Origin of the sequence: Taylorella equigenitalis ATCC 35865 (assembly GCF_000276685.1) — a bacterium.
GTDB lineage: Bacteria > Pseudomonadota > Gammaproteobacteria > Burkholderiales > Burkholderiaceae_B > Taylorella > Taylorella equigenitalis.
Genome location: NC_018108.1, coordinates 1182411 through 1198684 on the forward strand (window position 1 = coordinate 1182411; position 16274 = coordinate 1198684).

Annotated in this window: 15 protein-coding genes; 5 read left to right on the plus strand and 10 right to left on the minus strand. The window is 36.3% G+C overall.

Annotation, left to right across the window (positions count from 1 at the left end; genetic code table 11):
- Window positions 1-31 precede the first annotated feature (31 nt).
- The gene (locus KUI_RS05405; RefSeq protein ID WP_225971973.1) at window positions 32-769 is read left to right on the plus strand and encodes a GntR family transcriptional regulator; all 738 of its coding nucleotides are present in this window, start codon (window positions 32-34) and stop codon (window positions 767-769) included.
- Here the strand turns inward: KUI_RS05405 and KUI_RS05410 are convergent.
- Both KUI_RS05410 and KUI_RS05415 read right to left on the minus strand, forming a co-directional pair.
- Complete coding sequence (locus KUI_RS05410) at window positions 766-1599, minus strand: sulfurtransferase (protein ID WP_013521284.1); 834 nt, start codon at window positions 1597-1599, stop codon at window positions 766-768. The two genes, KUI_RS05405 and KUI_RS05410, sit on opposite strands and share 4 nt — an antisense overlap.
- Window positions 1600-2526: a DMT family transporter gene (locus KUI_RS05415; protein WP_225971974.1), complete on the minus strand. Its 927-nt coding sequence runs from the start codon at window positions 2524-2526 to the stop codon at window positions 1600-1602.
- Window positions 2527-2615: 89 nt separating this feature from the next.
- Here KUI_RS05415 and htpX point away from each other — a divergent pair, with 89 nt between their 5' ends.
- On the plus strand, window positions 2616-3578 hold the full coding sequence (gene htpX, locus KUI_RS05420; RefSeq protein WP_013521286.1) for a protease HtpX: 963 nt from the start codon (window positions 2616-2618) through the stop codon (window positions 3576-3578).
- 71 nt (window positions 3579-3649) lie between these two features.
- Here htpX and polA read toward each other — a convergent pair whose 3' ends face one another.
- The gene (gene polA / locus KUI_RS05425) at window positions 3650-6376 is read right to left on the minus strand and encodes a DNA polymerase I (RefSeq protein WP_014840482.1); all 2727 of its coding nucleotides are present in this window, start codon (window positions 6374-6376) and stop codon (window positions 3650-3652) included.
- Between polA and KUI_RS05430 the strand changes: the two genes are divergently transcribed.
- A complete protein-coding gene (locus tag KUI_RS05430; RefSeq protein ID WP_013521288.1) occupies window positions 6375-7043 on the plus strand; it encodes an LOG family protein in 669 nt (222 codons plus the stop codon). The two genes, polA and KUI_RS05430, sit on opposite strands and share 2 nt — an antisense overlap.
- Before the next feature lies 1 nt (window position 7044).
- Window positions 7045-7998, plus strand: coding sequence for a DNA-formamidopyrimidine glycosylase family protein (locus KUI_RS05435; protein WP_013521289.1), 954 nt, complete (start codon window positions 7045-7047; stop codon window positions 7996-7998).
- Here the strand turns inward: KUI_RS05435 and KUI_RS05440 are convergent.
- Genes KUI_RS05440 through thrS form a run of 6 tightly spaced genes read right to left on the minus strand, consistent with a single transcriptional unit; the run spans window position 7995 to window position 13233 of the window.
- A complete protein-coding gene (locus KUI_RS05440; RefSeq protein ID WP_013521290.1) occupies window positions 7995-8291 on the minus strand; it encodes a hypothetical protein in 297 nt (98 codons plus the stop codon). The two genes, KUI_RS05435 and KUI_RS05440, sit on opposite strands and share 4 nt — an antisense overlap.
- Window positions 8288-10018, minus strand: a complete 1731-nt coding sequence (ptsP, locus tag KUI_RS05445; protein WP_013521291.1) for a phosphoenolpyruvate--protein phosphotransferase — start codon at window positions 10016-10018, stop codon at window positions 8288-8290. Before ptsP ends, KUI_RS05440 begins: the two co-directional genes overlap by 4 nt.
- Before the next feature lie 9 nt (window positions 10019-10027).
- Complete coding sequence (locus KUI_RS05450; protein ID WP_013521292.1) at window positions 10028-10297, minus strand: HPr family phosphocarrier protein; 270 nt, start codon at window positions 10295-10297, stop codon at window positions 10028-10030.
- 10 nt (window positions 10298-10307) lie between these two features.
- Window positions 10308-10748 (minus strand): PTS sugar transporter subunit IIA, encoded by a 441-nt coding sequence (locus tag KUI_RS05455; protein ID WP_014840483.1) that lies wholly within the window; start codon window positions 10746-10748, stop codon window positions 10308-10310.
- A gap of 1 nt (window position 10749) precedes the next feature.
- Window positions 10750-11274, minus strand: coding sequence for a translation initiation factor IF-3 (gene infC, locus KUI_RS05460; protein WP_081447329.1), 525 nt, complete (start codon window positions 11272-11274; stop codon window positions 10750-10752).
- A gap of 18 nt (window positions 11275-11292) precedes the next feature.
- Window positions 11293-13233 carry a threonine--tRNA ligase gene (gene thrS, locus KUI_RS05465; RefSeq protein WP_013521295.1) on the minus strand — a complete coding sequence of 647 codons (1941 nt, stop codon included), beginning with the start codon at window positions 13231-13233 and terminating at the stop codon, window positions 11293-11295.
- Window positions 13234-13331: 98 nt separating this feature from the next.
- Here thrS and KUI_RS05470 point away from each other — a divergent pair, with 98 nt between their 5' ends.
- A complete protein-coding gene (locus tag KUI_RS05470; RefSeq protein ID WP_013521296.1) occupies window positions 13332-13835 on the plus strand; it encodes a hypothetical protein in 504 nt (167 codons plus the stop codon).
- On the opposite strand, the gene lon is transcribed toward KUI_RS05470, so the two are convergent.
- Complete coding sequence (gene lon, locus KUI_RS05475; protein WP_014840484.1) at window positions 13828-16266, minus strand: endopeptidase La; 2439 nt, start codon at window positions 16264-16266, stop codon at window positions 13828-13830. The genes KUI_RS05470 and lon overlap by 8 nt on opposite strands.
- Window positions 16267-16274: the final 8 nt, after the last annotated feature.

Below are 16274 nucleotides of genomic sequence, written 5' to 3' on the forward strand. Positions count from 1 at the left end.
GTTTAATAAGAGAATGAAATGATAGAATAGTTTGAATATTACAAATATTTACATATATTCGATGCGTAGAGTATTGCCAGAATATAAAAAAATTAAAAACTATATCCTAGATCAAATCCATAAGGGAAACTGGCATCCCGATGATTTGATTGAAAGCGAAAACGAGCTTGTTAAGCGATTTAAAGTTTCACGTATGACTGTAAATCGTGCCGTTAATGACTTAACGGCAGAAGGTGTGTTGACTCGCCGTCGTGGTGCTGGTACATATGTTGCTCAAAAGAGGTTTAGTAATACTTTTGTCACTGTACGTAATATTCGCTCCGATATCGAATCTATGGGCAAATCCTATAGTGCACATCTTATTAGTAAAAGAAGATTTCCAAACCTCGAGCTACCGCCTGCAGTCGCAAAAATTTTTCAACCCCATCAGAATATTTTTAGAATCGAATTGCTTCACTTATCTAATGGTGTACCTATGCAATTTGAAAGAAGGTATGTTGATTTAAATCTTGTTCCTACATTTGAGAATTTAGATTTTGAGTCAGTTAGTCCAAGTGCACATCTTATTAAAAATGTTCCTTTAGTTAATGGGCACTATGAAATTAAATCGTTGCGTTGTCCTAAGGATGTGGCTCAGTATTTAGAAATGAAAGAAGCTGATCCTACACTAGTATTAACTAGATTCACATACTCATCAGAACAGCCTGTCACATACGTAGAGATGTGGTATAACGGTGATAATTTCAGTTTCTCTGGGGACTTGGATTAAGTTTTAGTCACTACTGGGTTTTCGGGATATGCAATCCATTCACTCCAGGACCCCGCATATAAACCACTACCCTCTAAACCTGCCTCTTCCATTGCAAATTCGTTAAGACATGCGGTTATGCCAGAACCACACTGATGAACAATAGCTTTGGGATCAGAACTTATATCTAAGAAAATTTGTCTAAGTTTTTCTTTTGAATGCAATTCTCCTTTATAGTTAAAATTTAAATCCGCAGGATGATTTAATGCACCTGGTATATGACCAGCTACAGGATCCATAGGCTCGAAATCACCATTGAACCTACCTTCCACTCTAGCATCCAAAACTTTAAATTTGGCATCTTTAAGATTTTCTTGTACTTCAGACATTGAAATTAATCTAACAAGTGGTTTTAATGGTAACCACTCATCAACAGGTTTAAGTTTTAGAATACTACTAGTTGTGTATAGACCTTTATCAACCCATGCATCAAAACCACCATTTAAAACTCTAACATTTTGGATGCCCAACCATCGCAACAACCACCACATATGGCTAGCAAACATCAAACTACCACAATCATAGGTAACTATCTCATCGTGTAGGGAAATACCAGTACTAGCTAATAATTTTGCAAAGTGCCTTCTGTCTGGCAAAGGATGCCGTCCAGATTTAGAAGTTTTAGGTCCACATAAATCAGTTTCATGATCAAAAAAAATAGCATTTGGAATGTGGGATTTTTCATATGCTTTACGACCAAAAGCGTGATCAACCAAATCGTGTCTAACATCAATAACTTTAACAACATCTAGCTTTTCATTTAATACTTCTGGCGTAATTAAATATGACATCTAATGTCTCCGATCATGAGGTTTTGGAGGATGGTGATGGTGATGATAGTGTCTAACTATATACTTCCACCTCACACGAAGGGCTCTTGATTGGTCGATAACTACAACTAAGACCCCAGCAACTATAACTAGAAGCATACCGACCCAAGACAATAAATCTGGGACGGTATTCCAAATGATAATTCCTAAAATCGCAGAGAAAATAATTGTTGAATACTGCAAAACCGCCGAAACAATAGGAGAACCAGCCCCGTAAGCTTGAGTTAGAGCCAGCTGACCACCCATACCCGATAGACCAACGATAAATAACACCATCCATGAACGGACCGATAGCTGAGCAAATTCATCAAAATTTACTGCTATAAAACCAGTAAGTGTCATCATAATAGAAAAATAAAATACCGTTCTCCATGTAGGCTCTCCAGTAGCCCCTAAGGATCGAACTTGAAGCATTGCAAATGCAGCTAATATACCAGAGCTTAAACCGAAGACTGCACCTAACATTTGATCGTGTCCAATGCTAGGTCTAAGTATTAAAAGAATCCCCAAAAAGCCTATAAATAAAGCACCTAACTTGCCCCAATTTGCACTTTTTTTCCAAGTAATCAGAACAAGATAAAGACCTAAAAAAAGTGATGAAGAATAGTTCAAACTAGTACTCGTGGCAATAGGCAATAGGCTTAAGGCATTAAAATTAAGCCACATAGAGGTAGTTCCTAAAACATTTCTCTTTATGTGTAATCCTAAATACTTTGTCTTAAGGGACCGATGAGTAAGAATCACCCATACAAAAATGATTACAAACGAAGGCAATCCTCGAAATACTACTAACATTGGGGTACTAACACCAAAATCATAAGAAATTTTGATAGTAGCCGCCATAATTGCAAACATAATGCTTGCGAGCAACATCCAAAAAGATTGCATAATCTATTAAGTGTGTGAATCGTTCCATTTAGTATAATTTAAGGAAAAATATAACTTCAAGACTTTTCACCATTACCTCAGGATTTTCAATGAAAAACATATTTTTATTAACTTTGACCAACTTAGCTGTTGTGACACTTTTAATGCTAGTGTTTATGCTATTGTCACCCGTACTTCAAGAGTATGGTATCTATACAGAAGAAACCATAGGACTTGGAATTATGGCTTTAGTAGTTGGTTTTGTAGGATCTTTTATATCCTTGCTTTTGAGCAAGTTTATTGCCAAGAGAACTATGGGAGTACAAGTTATAGACCCAAAATCACCTAGAAACGAAGCTGAAAACTGGATTTTAAATACCACTTATAAGCTGGCTGATACCGCTAATATCAAACGTCCAGAAGTTGGTATTTTTCAAGGTGCACCTAATGCTTTTGCAACTGGTCCTAGCAAAAATAATTCTCTAGTGGCTGTTTCGACTGGATTATTGAACACAATGAATAAAGCTGAGGTTGAAGCAGTTATAGGTCATGAGATATCTCATATCAAAAATGGAGATATGGTCACAATGACTTTATTGCAGGGTGTCTTAAATACATTTGTTATCTTCTTTTCTCAAATTATTGCTAGAGCGTTAAGTAGAAATGAAAATGGTCGATCAGGTGGTTTTTTGTCCTACTATTTAGTTTATTTTTTACTTCAGACTATTTTAGGAGCTTTAGCTACGATTATTGTCTGTTGGTACTCCCGTAAAAGGGAATTTAAAGCTGATAGCGGGTCTGCTGATTTACTACAAAACAATCAATCTATGATTGATGCCTTAAAAGTCTTAGGTGGCTTAAAAGAATCTCCTAAACTAGGCCAAGGCTTTGCTGCATTTGGTATCTGTTTTGGAGGGATTTTAGCAACCCACCCACCTATAGAAAAGCGTATTGCAAGCCTAGAAGCATGGAATTTAAATTCCCAAAACCTTGCTACACCTAAAGCAACTAGAGTTGCTCAAATCCAAAATCCTGAGATCAAAGATTTCGACCGCTCTGATTTTTTTAAATAGATCTTTAGGTCTGTAATATTTACCCCAACTCCCCAAAGAAGTTTCTTTGGGGTTTTATTTAGTAGTATTAATTAATGGGCTTCATCCCAATTGGAACCCACATATACTTGAGCTTCGAGAGGAACATCTAATTTAGCTACATCTTCCATAAGTTTAGGAAGTTTTAATTTTAATATTTCAATTTCAGATTCATGTACTTCCAAAACTAACTCATCGTGCACTTGCAAGATAATGCGAGAATTTAGTTTATTTTGACTAATCCATTTATGAACAGATATCATAGCCATCTTTATGATATCAGCGGCACTACCCTGCACAGGAGCATTGATAGCTACACGCTCTAAGGCTGCCTTACGTGCTCCTTTAGAATCTTGAATCCCAGGAATATAAATTCGTCTACCGTAGATTGTTTCTACATAACCATCTTGGAATGCTTGTATTTTGATATCATCCATAAACTTCCTGACTTTAGGAAATCTATCAAAATACTTATAAATATAATTTTGTGCAGTTTCTCGACTTATACCTAAATTATTAGCTAATGCAAATGCACCCATACCATATATCAGTCCGAAGTTGATGGCTTTAGCAGCCCTACGTTGACTATCATCTACTTCAGACAAGGGCACTCCAAAAACTTCAGAAGCAGTAGACCTATGAATATCTGCCCCCTCTTTGAAAGCTTTCAGCATACCCTCATCATTAGAAATATGTGCCATAAGTCTAAGTTCTACTTGAGAGTAGTCAGCAGACATTAACTTAAAACCATCTTCTGCTACAAACGCCTGGCGGACTTGTCTTCCATCCTCATTTCTAATCGGTATATTTTGAAGATTAGGATCAAATGAAGACAATCTTCCAGACAGCACAGTAGTTTGCGAAAACACTGTATGCACACGTCCAGTTACTTTATTAATCATAGTAGGAAGTTTGTCAGTATATGTGGATTTAAGTTTTGATAAACTTCTGTACTCTAATAAATGAACAGCTATAGGGTGATCTAATGCTAACTTCTCAAGAGCATCCTCATTTGTAGAAATTACACCAGTTCTAGTTTTACCCTGTGTTTCAAGTTTTAGTTTAGTGAAGAGGATTTCACTTAATTGCTTAGGTGAATTTATATTAAATTCCTCACCAGCTAGATTAAAAATTTCGCTTTCTAATTTACTTAGTCTGCAAGAAATTATTTCGGATTGGCTTAAAAGTTTGGAGGAATCAATTAAAACCCCAACCCTCTCCATATCAAATAGAACTTGAAGCACTTGCATTTCCAAATCATAGATAAATTTAAGCCCTTCAAACCCTTCTAATTTAGGAAGTAATTCTGTTAATAAGTGAAAAGTAAAATCTGCATCTTCGCACGCATATTGAGTTGCTTGATCCAAAGGTACATAATCGAATGTTATAGCTTTAGCACCTTTGCCACATATTTCTTCGTAACTCAAACCCTTACGGTTAAGATACTTCAGTGAAAGAGCTTCCAGCCCAACCCTTTGATTGGTATCAATCACATATGCCAAAACCATGGTATCGTGCTTAATCCCCTTAAGAACTATCCCTTCGTTCGCAAATACGTGCATATCGTATTTTGCATTCTGAAGGATTTTAGTTTTTTGCTCTGATTCAAGCCATGACCGCATAGCCTCTAGCACTTCGGCTTTCATAAGTTGATTGCAACCTAGCTCAACTTGATGGGCAACAGGTATATACCATGCTTTTCCAATATCTGTAGATAAACTTATACCGACTAATCTAGTCTTTAACTGATCTAGACTATTTGTTTCAGTGTCGAGTGCTACTAAATTTGCTTGTTTAATTTCTTCCAAACAGCTTTCTAACTTATCGATAGTATCAACCAAAACATAATTCGTTTTTATAGTTTTCTCAGTGGCAATATCTACCTTCTCTTCGTCTTTTTTTCTTTGAAGAGTTGGTAGATTATCGATACTTTCCAAGTCTTTTAAAAACGTTTTAAATCCAAAACGCGTATAAATTTCTTTTAATACATCGAAGTTTTTTTCTTTTGGTAGTAAGTCATCTATACTCTTAACCCATTTGCTAATATCGCAATCTTTTTTAATGGTTACAAGCTTACGAGTTAAGTCAAATTGCGATTGAGCTTCAATTAGATTTTGTGCAACCTTACCTTTGAGTGATCCAGCATTTTTAAGTAAGTTTTCCAAACTACCAAATTCGTTAAGCCACTTAGTAGCTGTCTTTGGTCCAACCTTATCTACTCCAGGTATATTATCCGAGGTATCCCCCATAAGCATCAAATAATCGATTATTTGATCTGGTCGAACTCCGTACTTTTCAAGCACTCCATTGCTGTCTAGAATTTCCTCTTTACCTGTAATAATAGAAATATTATCATCAACAAGTTGTGCAATATCTTTATCACTTGTTGCTATAACACATTTTATATTTTGATTAATTGCAAAGTCCGCTATGGTGGCAATGATATCGTCTGCCTCTACACCCGATTGCATTATAATAGTCCAGCCTAGAGCTTCAATGGCCTGATGAATCGGCTCAATTTGAGTTCTCATATCGTCTGGCATGGGCGGTCTATGTGATTTATATTCAGTATATAACTCATGTCTAAAAGTTCTACCTGGTGCATCAAATACACAAGCTATGTAGTCAGGTTTAGAGACGATTTGTGTCCGCTTCATCATATTTATCAGGCCAAATATAGCCCCAGATGGTTCTCCATCAGGACTTCTCAAATTTGGCATTGCAAAATGAGCTCTATACAAAAAACTAGAACCATCTACTAATAACAAGGTTTTCTTCATGGTCGAAACAAGATCTATAACAATTAAAGGACAAATTTCTGAGATTGCTGATGAACTTCAAGACGCAGCAACTCATCTTAAAAACGTAACTCAGGCTGTAAGTATTTTCGGAAGTGCTCGCATTAAACAAGATGACCCCTTTTATATTCTAACTACAGATATTAGCAGAAAGCTTGCCTCTGCAGGATTCACAATAATTTCTGGTGGAGGACCTGGGATTATGGAGGCTGCAAACAAAGGAGCTCATGAAGTCAACGGTAATAGTATTGGTCTTAATATCAAACTACCTAACGAAACTACTAATAACCCCTTTCAATCTCAAAGTATTTATTTTAAATATTTTGTTTCGAGGAAAACCACTTTCTTTATGAATAGTTGGGCTTATATTATTATGCCTGGTGGATTTGGTACTATGGATGAATTATTTGAAGCTCTTACCTTAGTTCAAACTGGAAAAGCAAACAGAGCACCCATAGTTCTTGTAGGGACCTCTTTCTGGACAGGGTTAATTGAATTTATAAAAAATAATTTATTGGGAAATGGGTACATTTCTGCTAAAGATATTGATTTAATTTCTGTAACTGATGATGCAGATTTAGTGCTAGACATAGTTTCAACATACTATGATGAGCATCACGCTAATCCTCACTGTTTGGGGCTATGCTGATATGCCTGAACTTCCTGAAGTTGAAGTTACAAAGCAAGACCTCTATTCAATGATTCTTGAAAGTGAGGTTGGAACAGAATCAAAAACGATTGCAAAAGTATTGCCATATACTAAAGAGTTTTTTACTGCTAAAACCAATCCTAGAAATAACAAAAAAGATTTTTTAGCTCAAATTCTTAAATATGATGATAGAAGAAAAGAATTAGAAAACTCCAAAATCACATCAATTTATAGAATTGCAAAATACATAATTATTAGTACAGATGCATCGCTTCATTTTGTGATACATCTAGGTATGTCAGCCACTGTATACTCAATTATTGCCACCCCAAATGATAGGAAATTAATTGAATCTGGTGGTGGCTTAGAATTTTTAGATTTCCTAAACTCATCAACCGATCGTGTTTTTGCTAGGCATCATCATACGGGATTTTTGCTTAAAGATGGGCGTATATTCCTATTTCATGATGTTAGAAGATTTGGAGAATGGGCAGTTCTAACCGATGATGAGCTAAACAAATTTAAAGATGGATTTGGCTCTTCTTGGGATCCTCATTTATCTAATTTTGATTCAAAATCACTTATTGAATTTATTAATAACCACCCACAAAAGACTACTCGCAAATGGAATCAGTCAAATATGGGTTTGCTATCTTTCATAGGTAAATCAGGTGCTATCAAGGGTTGCGGAGCGATATATTCACGCGAGGTTGTTTTTGCATCAGGACTGGATCCATCCACCCCTATTAGTTCTTTAAAAGAATATGATTGGATAAATCTTGCTAACTCAATGCAGACAGTACTGAGTGAATCTATATCTGACGGAGGAACAGCTTTTAATTCAAAAGACACTGATGATGCTGACTCAGTAAGGTCTAGAGGCGACTTTGTAAGACCTAGCGGACAATTAAGTAGATACCAAGAAAAACTGAAGTCTTATAAAAAGAAGCACTAGTTTTCTGGTTTACGCACTGGCTTGTTGTGATTAAAAATTTTAAATTCTGGTTTTTTAGAGTCAGCAGGACGGCACCTTAGATGTACAAATTTTTTTCTATGTCCACTATCCAGAACTTTACCTTTATATTTAGTGGCACAAATCTTTTTAAATTCTTCTAACTTCGAAGGACACCCATCTTTATCCTGACAGTTATAAGTGAAATGTACATCTGTTTCTTCATATATCGCACCAGAACAAGCACCTAAGCCAAGAGCCACAATGAAGAGAAATACAAATCTAATATTTTTCATATTGAATTTAATTTAACTAAATCAATGTACGAACTTTCTTCTAAAAAGGGCTCAATAAAACCCTTCACTTTAGAAATATCGGTTGAATTTACCCTATCAATTACATCAGCAAAATTATTTGGATGCATAGAGAAATGCCTTAATCCCATACCAAGCAAAAGGCTTGTATAATCAGGGTCACCTGCCATCTCACCACACATATGAACAGGTTTTGAAAATCTTTCACAACTATCGATAACCATTTGTATCAATCTCAAAATAGCTGGATGATTGGGTTCAAATAAATTTGCAACAGAATCATCAATTCTATCTACTGCCAATGCATACTGAATCAAATCATTAGTCCCTATAGATACAAAATCTAATTCTTTGAGGAAGGGTGCCATCGATACCGCCATAGCAGGGATTTCGACCATTGCCCCAAGTTCAATTTGTACCTGACGATGTGGATTGTTTTTCAAAAATCGATCTTTGCTAGTTTCTAAAATTTCTTTCACTTGCATGATTTGGCTAACATGTGAAATCATAGGCAATAAAATCCGCAAACGTCCATAAACAGAAGCTTTTACCAAGGCATCAATTTGAGTCTTAAAAATATCTGTATGCGTTAGACAATACCTAATCGCCCTAAGCCCAAGAGCGGGATTTAATGCGGTATTTGATGAATTTTTAAAAAGCTTATCATTTCCTATATCAAGCGTTCTGATAGTTACTGGCAATGGATTCATACACTCCAGTACATGCTTATATGCTATGAATTGTTCTTCTTCAGTTGGCAATACATCCCTATTCATAAACAGAAATTCTGTTCTAAATAACCCTATACCACCAGCCCCCATTTCTAAGGCTAAATCCACCTCGGATGGATGCTTAATATTCGCCTCAATATGAACCTTTACACCATCAGATGAAATTGCTGTATGATTGATTAGCCCTGAAAAGTCTTTCTTTGCTTGCTTTTGCTCAATCTGTCTTTTTTTATACTGACTGAGAATTTTATGTGACGGGTTAACTATAACAAGCCCTTGATCTCCATCTACAATTAATAAATCCATAGGATTTACCAACGATCTGACATTTTTCATACCTACAACTGCAGGTAAACGCATGCTTCTAGCCACAATAGATGAATGAGAAGTTGGACCGCCCAAATCAGATATAAAAGCACCAAATTTCTGATCACCAAACGATAGCAAGTCCGCCGGACTTATATCACTAGCAACAAGAATTAAACTATCGGATTGATTTGAAATTTTGGGCAAAATATTAGCAACATTTCCAGATAATCTAGATACCACTCTATCAATAACTTGCTGAATATCAGATAGGCGCTCTTTTAAGTAATCATCCTCTAAGTGCTCAAACTGCTGAGCTATCTTTTGTCCGTAAGCAACGATGGCCCACTGGGCGTTATAAAGTTTAGTTCTTATGATTTCTTTTGTTTCGGATGCTAATGAAGCATCAGCTGCCAATTGGCTATGAACTTCTAGAATGGGTGCAAGTTCACTTGGAGCATCAGGCGGAAGAGATTCCGTCAAGGAAAGCAATTCTTTAGAAACAGTTTTTAGAGACTCTTCTAAACGTAAACACTCGCTTTCTATATCCTCTTCATTTATATGAGTGAAATTATTTTCATTATATTCGGACCCTAAAAGTAGTGCCTTCCCTATGGCAATACCCTTGGATACCCCTTTTCCGTACAAAGCTACGACAGTTGTACTAAGCATTGTAATTACTCACTCTACCTCGCCGAATTTGGAATCGAATAACTCCTTTATGGATACCAAAGCCTCCTCTGAATCATCACCATTTGCATCTACAATAATTGTAGAACCTTTTCCCGCAGCCAAAAGCATAACGCCCATTATGCTCTTTGCGTTAACTTTTTGATTGCCTTTGGATATGGATATTTCGCTTTTAAACTTAGAAGCTAACTGAGTCAACTTAGAAGCCGCTCTTGCGTGCAAGCCAAGTTTATTTGAAATTACAACTTCTACTTGAGTCATAAATTACACCTCAATTAACGGTATCCTTAAGATTTTCAGATTCCAGCTTCATACACTTACGTCCTGATTCGATAATTTTTAGTTTAAGCTCTTGAAATGGCAATGACTGACTACCCAATGCAGTAAGGACTATGCCCATATTAATTCCTGAAATCAAATCAGCATCTACACCATCTTTTTGTAATTTAGAAACCACTTCTTTGGAAATATTATAAGGAGTGGCTCCAATCAGATCTGTAAGTATTAAAACACTATTTCCTTCTTTAATATCAAACTTAATATCTTTATATATTTTATCGACTAAAAAAGAGGGGTCTTGATCAGCCTCTACGTCATAACCCATAAATGAGTTTGCATTTGGACAGATATGTTCCATCACTTTTAAATATGCCTTATGCATTGGGCTATGTACACATAAGACAATATTAGTGAAAGGAGTATTTGTGTGCATATTATTTAGCTTTTTTATTTGGAGCAACAACCATAATCATCTGACGCCCTTCAAACTTAGGCATAGATTCAACAGTTATAAGATCCCCTAAATCTTCTCTAACTCTTTCAAGAACCTTCATGCCAAGATCTTGATGTGCCATCTCACGTCCACGAAATCTAAGCGTAACCTTAGCCTTATCCCCATCCTCAATAAATCGTTTTAGATTTCTGAGTTTTACTTGATAGTCGCCTTCATCAGTACCTGGTCGAAACTTAATCTCTTTGACTTGAACGATTTTTTGTTTTGATTTAGCTTCTTGAAGTCTTTTTTGCTCTTGATATTTAAACTTACCGTAGTCCATCAATCGACAGACAGGGACATCAGCATTTGGAGCAATCTCCACTAAATCAGTATCTTCTTCTTCCGCTTTGATTAGAGCGGCCTTCAATGGAACTATACCAAGTTGCTCTCCATCTAAGCCAATTAATCTTACTTCCTTGGCTGTGATTTCGCCATTGATGTTATGGGTTTTTCCAGTAGCTATGTTAGAACTCCTATTAAATTAAACAGACGGTACGACAACATCAAGTTTGTTATCGATTTCATTTTGAAGGCGAGCAATAAAATCATCAACAGTTAAAACGCCTAAATCAATATTTCCTCTGGCTCTGACAGCAACGCTTGAAGAGCTACGTTCTTTTTCACCAACCACAAGGATATATGGAATTTTTTGCATAGAGTTTTCACGTATTTTTTTTGTGATTTTTTCGTTGCGTAAATCCACTTTTACTCTAAATTTTTGATTTAACTTGGTCTGAACTTCTAAAGCATAGTCATTAAATGCTTCTGAAATCGGACAGACAACTACATGTTCAGGAGATAACCATGGAGGCATAGCACCAGAATAGTTTTCTATAAGCATACCTATAAATCTTTCGAGAGATCCCAAAATAGCTCTATGCAACATAACTGGAGTTTTACGAGTATCATCCGCATCTACATATTCCGCACCTAAACGAGCTGGCATAGAAAAATCAACTTGGATAGTACCACACTGCCAGTGACGACCGATTGCATCTTTTAGTGTGTACTCAATTTTGGGGCCATAAAAAGCACCCTCTCCAGGAGAAATTTCAAATTCACAGCCCGACTGCTTTAAACTCTCCATCAAGGCTTTTTCAGCTTTATCCCAAATTTCATCAGCCCCAATTCTTTTTTCTGGGCGAGTAGCTATCTTATACAGAACTTCAGTAAAACCAAATTCTTTATAAACTTTTTGTAGTAAAGCTGTAAAAGCCAAACATTCGGCTAGGAGTTGATCTTCAGTACAGAATATATGACCATCATCTTGAGTAAACCCGCGAACACGCATCATACCGTGCAAAGAGCCAGAAGGCTCATTTCTATGACACTGACCAAATTCACCGTACCTAATAGGAAGCTCTCTATAAGAGTGCAAAGTTGAATTATAGATTTGAACATGACCTGGACAATTCATTGGTTTAAGACCGTACTCCCGATTTTCGGATTGTGTCGTAAACATATTTTCTTTGTAATTATCCCAGTGACCTGTTTTTTTCCATAGACCAAGATCAAGGATTTGTGGTGCTTTGATTTCCTGATAACCATTTTCAACATAAACTTTACGCATAAACTGCTCAACTTGTTGCCAAATGGTCCATCCCTTAGGATGCCAAAATATCAACCCAGGAGCTTCATCCTGAAAATGAAATAAATCTAATTCTTTTCCAAGTTTTCGATGATCTCGTTTTTCTGCTTCCTCAAGCATAGTAAGATACTTAACTTGATCATCTTTAGAACTCCAAGCGGTACCATAAACCCTTTGGAGCATTTCATTGTTAGAGTCACCACGCCAATATGCACCCGCAACTTTCATAAGCTTAAAAACTTTAAGTTTTCCTGTAGAAGGAACATGTGGTCCACGGCACAAATCTACAAAAGAACCCTGTCTATATAAACTTATAACCTCACCCTGAGGAATAGATGAAATAATTTCAGCTTTATAAAGCTCACCTTCTTTTTTAAAAAACTCTATAGCTTCATCTCTATCCCACTCTTCACGAATTACAGCAATATCTTGCTTAACTAATTCACTCATACGTTTTTCAATTTTTTGTAGATCTTCAGGAGTGAAGGGTCTTTTATATGAAAAGTCGTAGTAAAACCCATTATTAATAACTGGACCAATAGTTACTTGAGCATCTGGAAATAATTCTTTTACCGCATGAGCAAGCAGATGAGCAGTTGAGTGACGAATAATGTCCAACCCTACATCATCTTTGGGAGTAATAATCGATAATGACACATCACTATCCACTACATAACTAGTATCAACCGTAGTCTCAATACCTGTATCAGATTTAACCGTGGCTGCAATAGCAGCTTTTGCTAAACTTGGGGCAATGGATTGAGCAATTTGCTCCACAGTTTGTGGAGTTTCGTAACTTCTAGAAGAACCGTCAGGCAGGGTTACTTGTATCATCTATATAAATAAACCTAAAATAAAAAAATGCATAAAAATGCATCATATAGTCAAAGTTTCAATGTAACTTTAAATTTTAGCACTAATATCAATTCCTTATGAAAAAGAATCTTTATTGGATATATTTACTAACAACTGTAGCAATAATAACTTTTATAGTAGTTGTTCTTTTTAGAGTTTTATCAGCTCCAAATACAGGCCCTAAAAATAAAACAAAAGAACCAAGTATTCCAGTAACTATAGTTAAACAAAACGCTCAGATAAAGGAAGATATAAATCAAATTTTATCTAAACCGAATAGTACCAACACCGAAGAATATGTTGGTACAACTCAAAACACAGAAAAAGAATCCAATTCTAATTCCGAAACAACCACATTCACGCAAAATAAAACTGGTAGTGAGGAATCAAATTCAGAAGATCCGCTTAATGTAGAACTTCAAATTGATGATTTATCACCTCAAAGTGAATTTCCAACTCCTGTTGAAGGGACAATAAATAGCCTGGAGCAAAACAATAACGATGAAGGCCCTAGAAATACATTTCCAGAGCCTAACTCATCAAATCCTCCAAGTGGAAGTTTTCCAGATCCAGTTAATTAATCGACTTAGGGGTCGAACCAGATGTGCTTTCGTTATTAAGTGCTTCAGCCTTAAGTTTAGAAATTTGTTCCTCTGATAGCGGTTTAGGCATAGATACTAAAGCATGCTCTAGAACTTCATTAATCCACTTCACAGGTATAATTTCTAAGCCATTTTTAACATTTTCGGGTATCTCCGCCAAATCCTTAACGTTCTCCTGAGGTATTAGAACCTTTTTAATACCTCCTCTTAGAGCTGCTAGAAGTTTTTCTTTTAAACCTCCAATAGCTAAAACTTCACCTCTAAGAGTTATTTCGCCTGTCATAGCAACATCAGCCCTTACTGGAATACCTGAATATGCAGATACCAATGCTGTAGTTACAGCTATACCAGCAGAGGGTCCATCTTTAGGAGTGGCACCGTCAGGAACGTGGATATGCATGTCTTTTTTCTCAAAAAGATTATCGAAAAATCCAAGTTGATAAGCCCATGATCGGATTACAGTACGGGCAACACTCATAGATTCCTTCATAACATCACCCAGGGATCCTGTATGCTGAATCTGTCCTTTACCTTGAACAACTGCTACTTCTATAGAAAGCAAATCGCCTCCAACCTCTGTCCAAGCCAAGCCAGTAACCTGACCAATACGGTTTTCTTTTTCTGCCAATCCAAAAGTAAATTTACGTACGCCTAGATATTTATCTAGATTACTGCTATCAACCACTGTGGTTTTAATCTTAGTTTTTTTGGAACTTTCTTCCTCTTTTTCAACAATAGCTTTAACCACCTTACGGCAAATTTTTCCCAATTCTCTTTCAAGAGAACGAACACCAGCTTCACGTGTGTAATATCTCACAACATCTATCACAGCAGTGTCATCGATTTCGAGTTCACCAGTCTTAATTCCATTGTTTTTCATCAATTTTGGAATCAGATGATCTTTGGCAATGTGCAATTTTTCATCTTCTGTATAACCTGAAAGTCTGATTACTTCCATACGATCGAGTAATGGTGCAGGTATGTTCATTGTGTTGCTTGTAGCTACAAATAATACATCCGACAAATCATAATCAACTTCTAAATAATGATCTTGAAAGGTATTATTTTGCTCAGGATCTAGAACCTCTAATAAAGCCGCTGAGGGATCACCTCTGTAATCCTGACCCATCTTATCTATCTCATCAAGTAAGAAAAGCGGATTTTTAACACCGACTTTAGTCATATTTTGAATGATTTTTCCAGGCATAGCTCCGATATATGTACGTCTATGACCACGTATCTCGGATTCATCATGCACACCACCTAATGCCATACGAACATACTTTCTATTCGTAGCTTTCGCAATGGATTGCCCTAATGAAGTTTTACCCACCCCAGGAGGTCCAACTAGACAAAGTATTGGAGCTTTAAGTTTGTTACCTCTTTTTTGTACTGCTAGGTATTCAACAATACGCTCCTTAACTTTTTCAAGCCCATAGTGATCTGCATCCAATGTCTCTTGGGCAACAGAAAGTTTAGTGTTAGCTTTTGATTTTTTCTTCCATGGCACACTAACAACTGCATCAATATAACTTCTAATGACTGCTGCCTCTGCAGACATAGGAGCCATCTGTTTAAGTTTTTTAAGCTCACCTAGAACTTTTTCCTCTGTTTCATCAGGCATGCCCGCCTCTTTGATTTTCTTTTCTAAAAGTTCAAGATCGGCACCCTCTTCACCTTCTCCTAACTCTTTCTGAATAGCTTTTATCTGCTCATTTAGATAATAGTCGCGTTGACTTTTTTCCATCTGTTTTTTTACGCGATCTTGGATTTTTTTCTCAAGAGAAATAATATCCATCTCGTACTCTAGGAAAAATAAAAGACTATTCAAACGATCAATTAAGTCAATTTTTTCAAGAAGGCTTTGTTTTTTACTTTGATTTACATGAAGCTGAGCACATACTGTATCTGAAAATCTAACTGGATCCTCAATGCGTAAAATTGATTGAACAACATCAGGTTGAAGGCGTTTATTTATTTTTACAAACTCTTCAAATTTAGTTCCAACACTGCGAATAAGAGGAGATACTTGAGATTCGTCCGATATTGTAGTCTCTACAATATGCCCTTCGCCCATATATAAAGAACCATCATCCTCTATATAATCGATTTTTATGCGTTCTACACCCTCAACTAATAATTTAATTGTCCCATCTGGCAATTTAATCAGTTGAAGAATATTTGCTACTACACCAAATTTATTAATTTGATCAAATTTTGGCTCATCAACTTCTGGAGAAGTTTGAACAGTAAGGATTACTTGATGACCATCTTTTTCGGCCATAGCCTTTTCTAGGGTGGCAATAGATCTCGCTCTACCCACGAATAAAGGCACAACCATATGAGGAAACACCACGATATCTCGCAGTGGCAATAATGGAAGATTAACCAGTTTTTTATCTAATGACATATGCATCC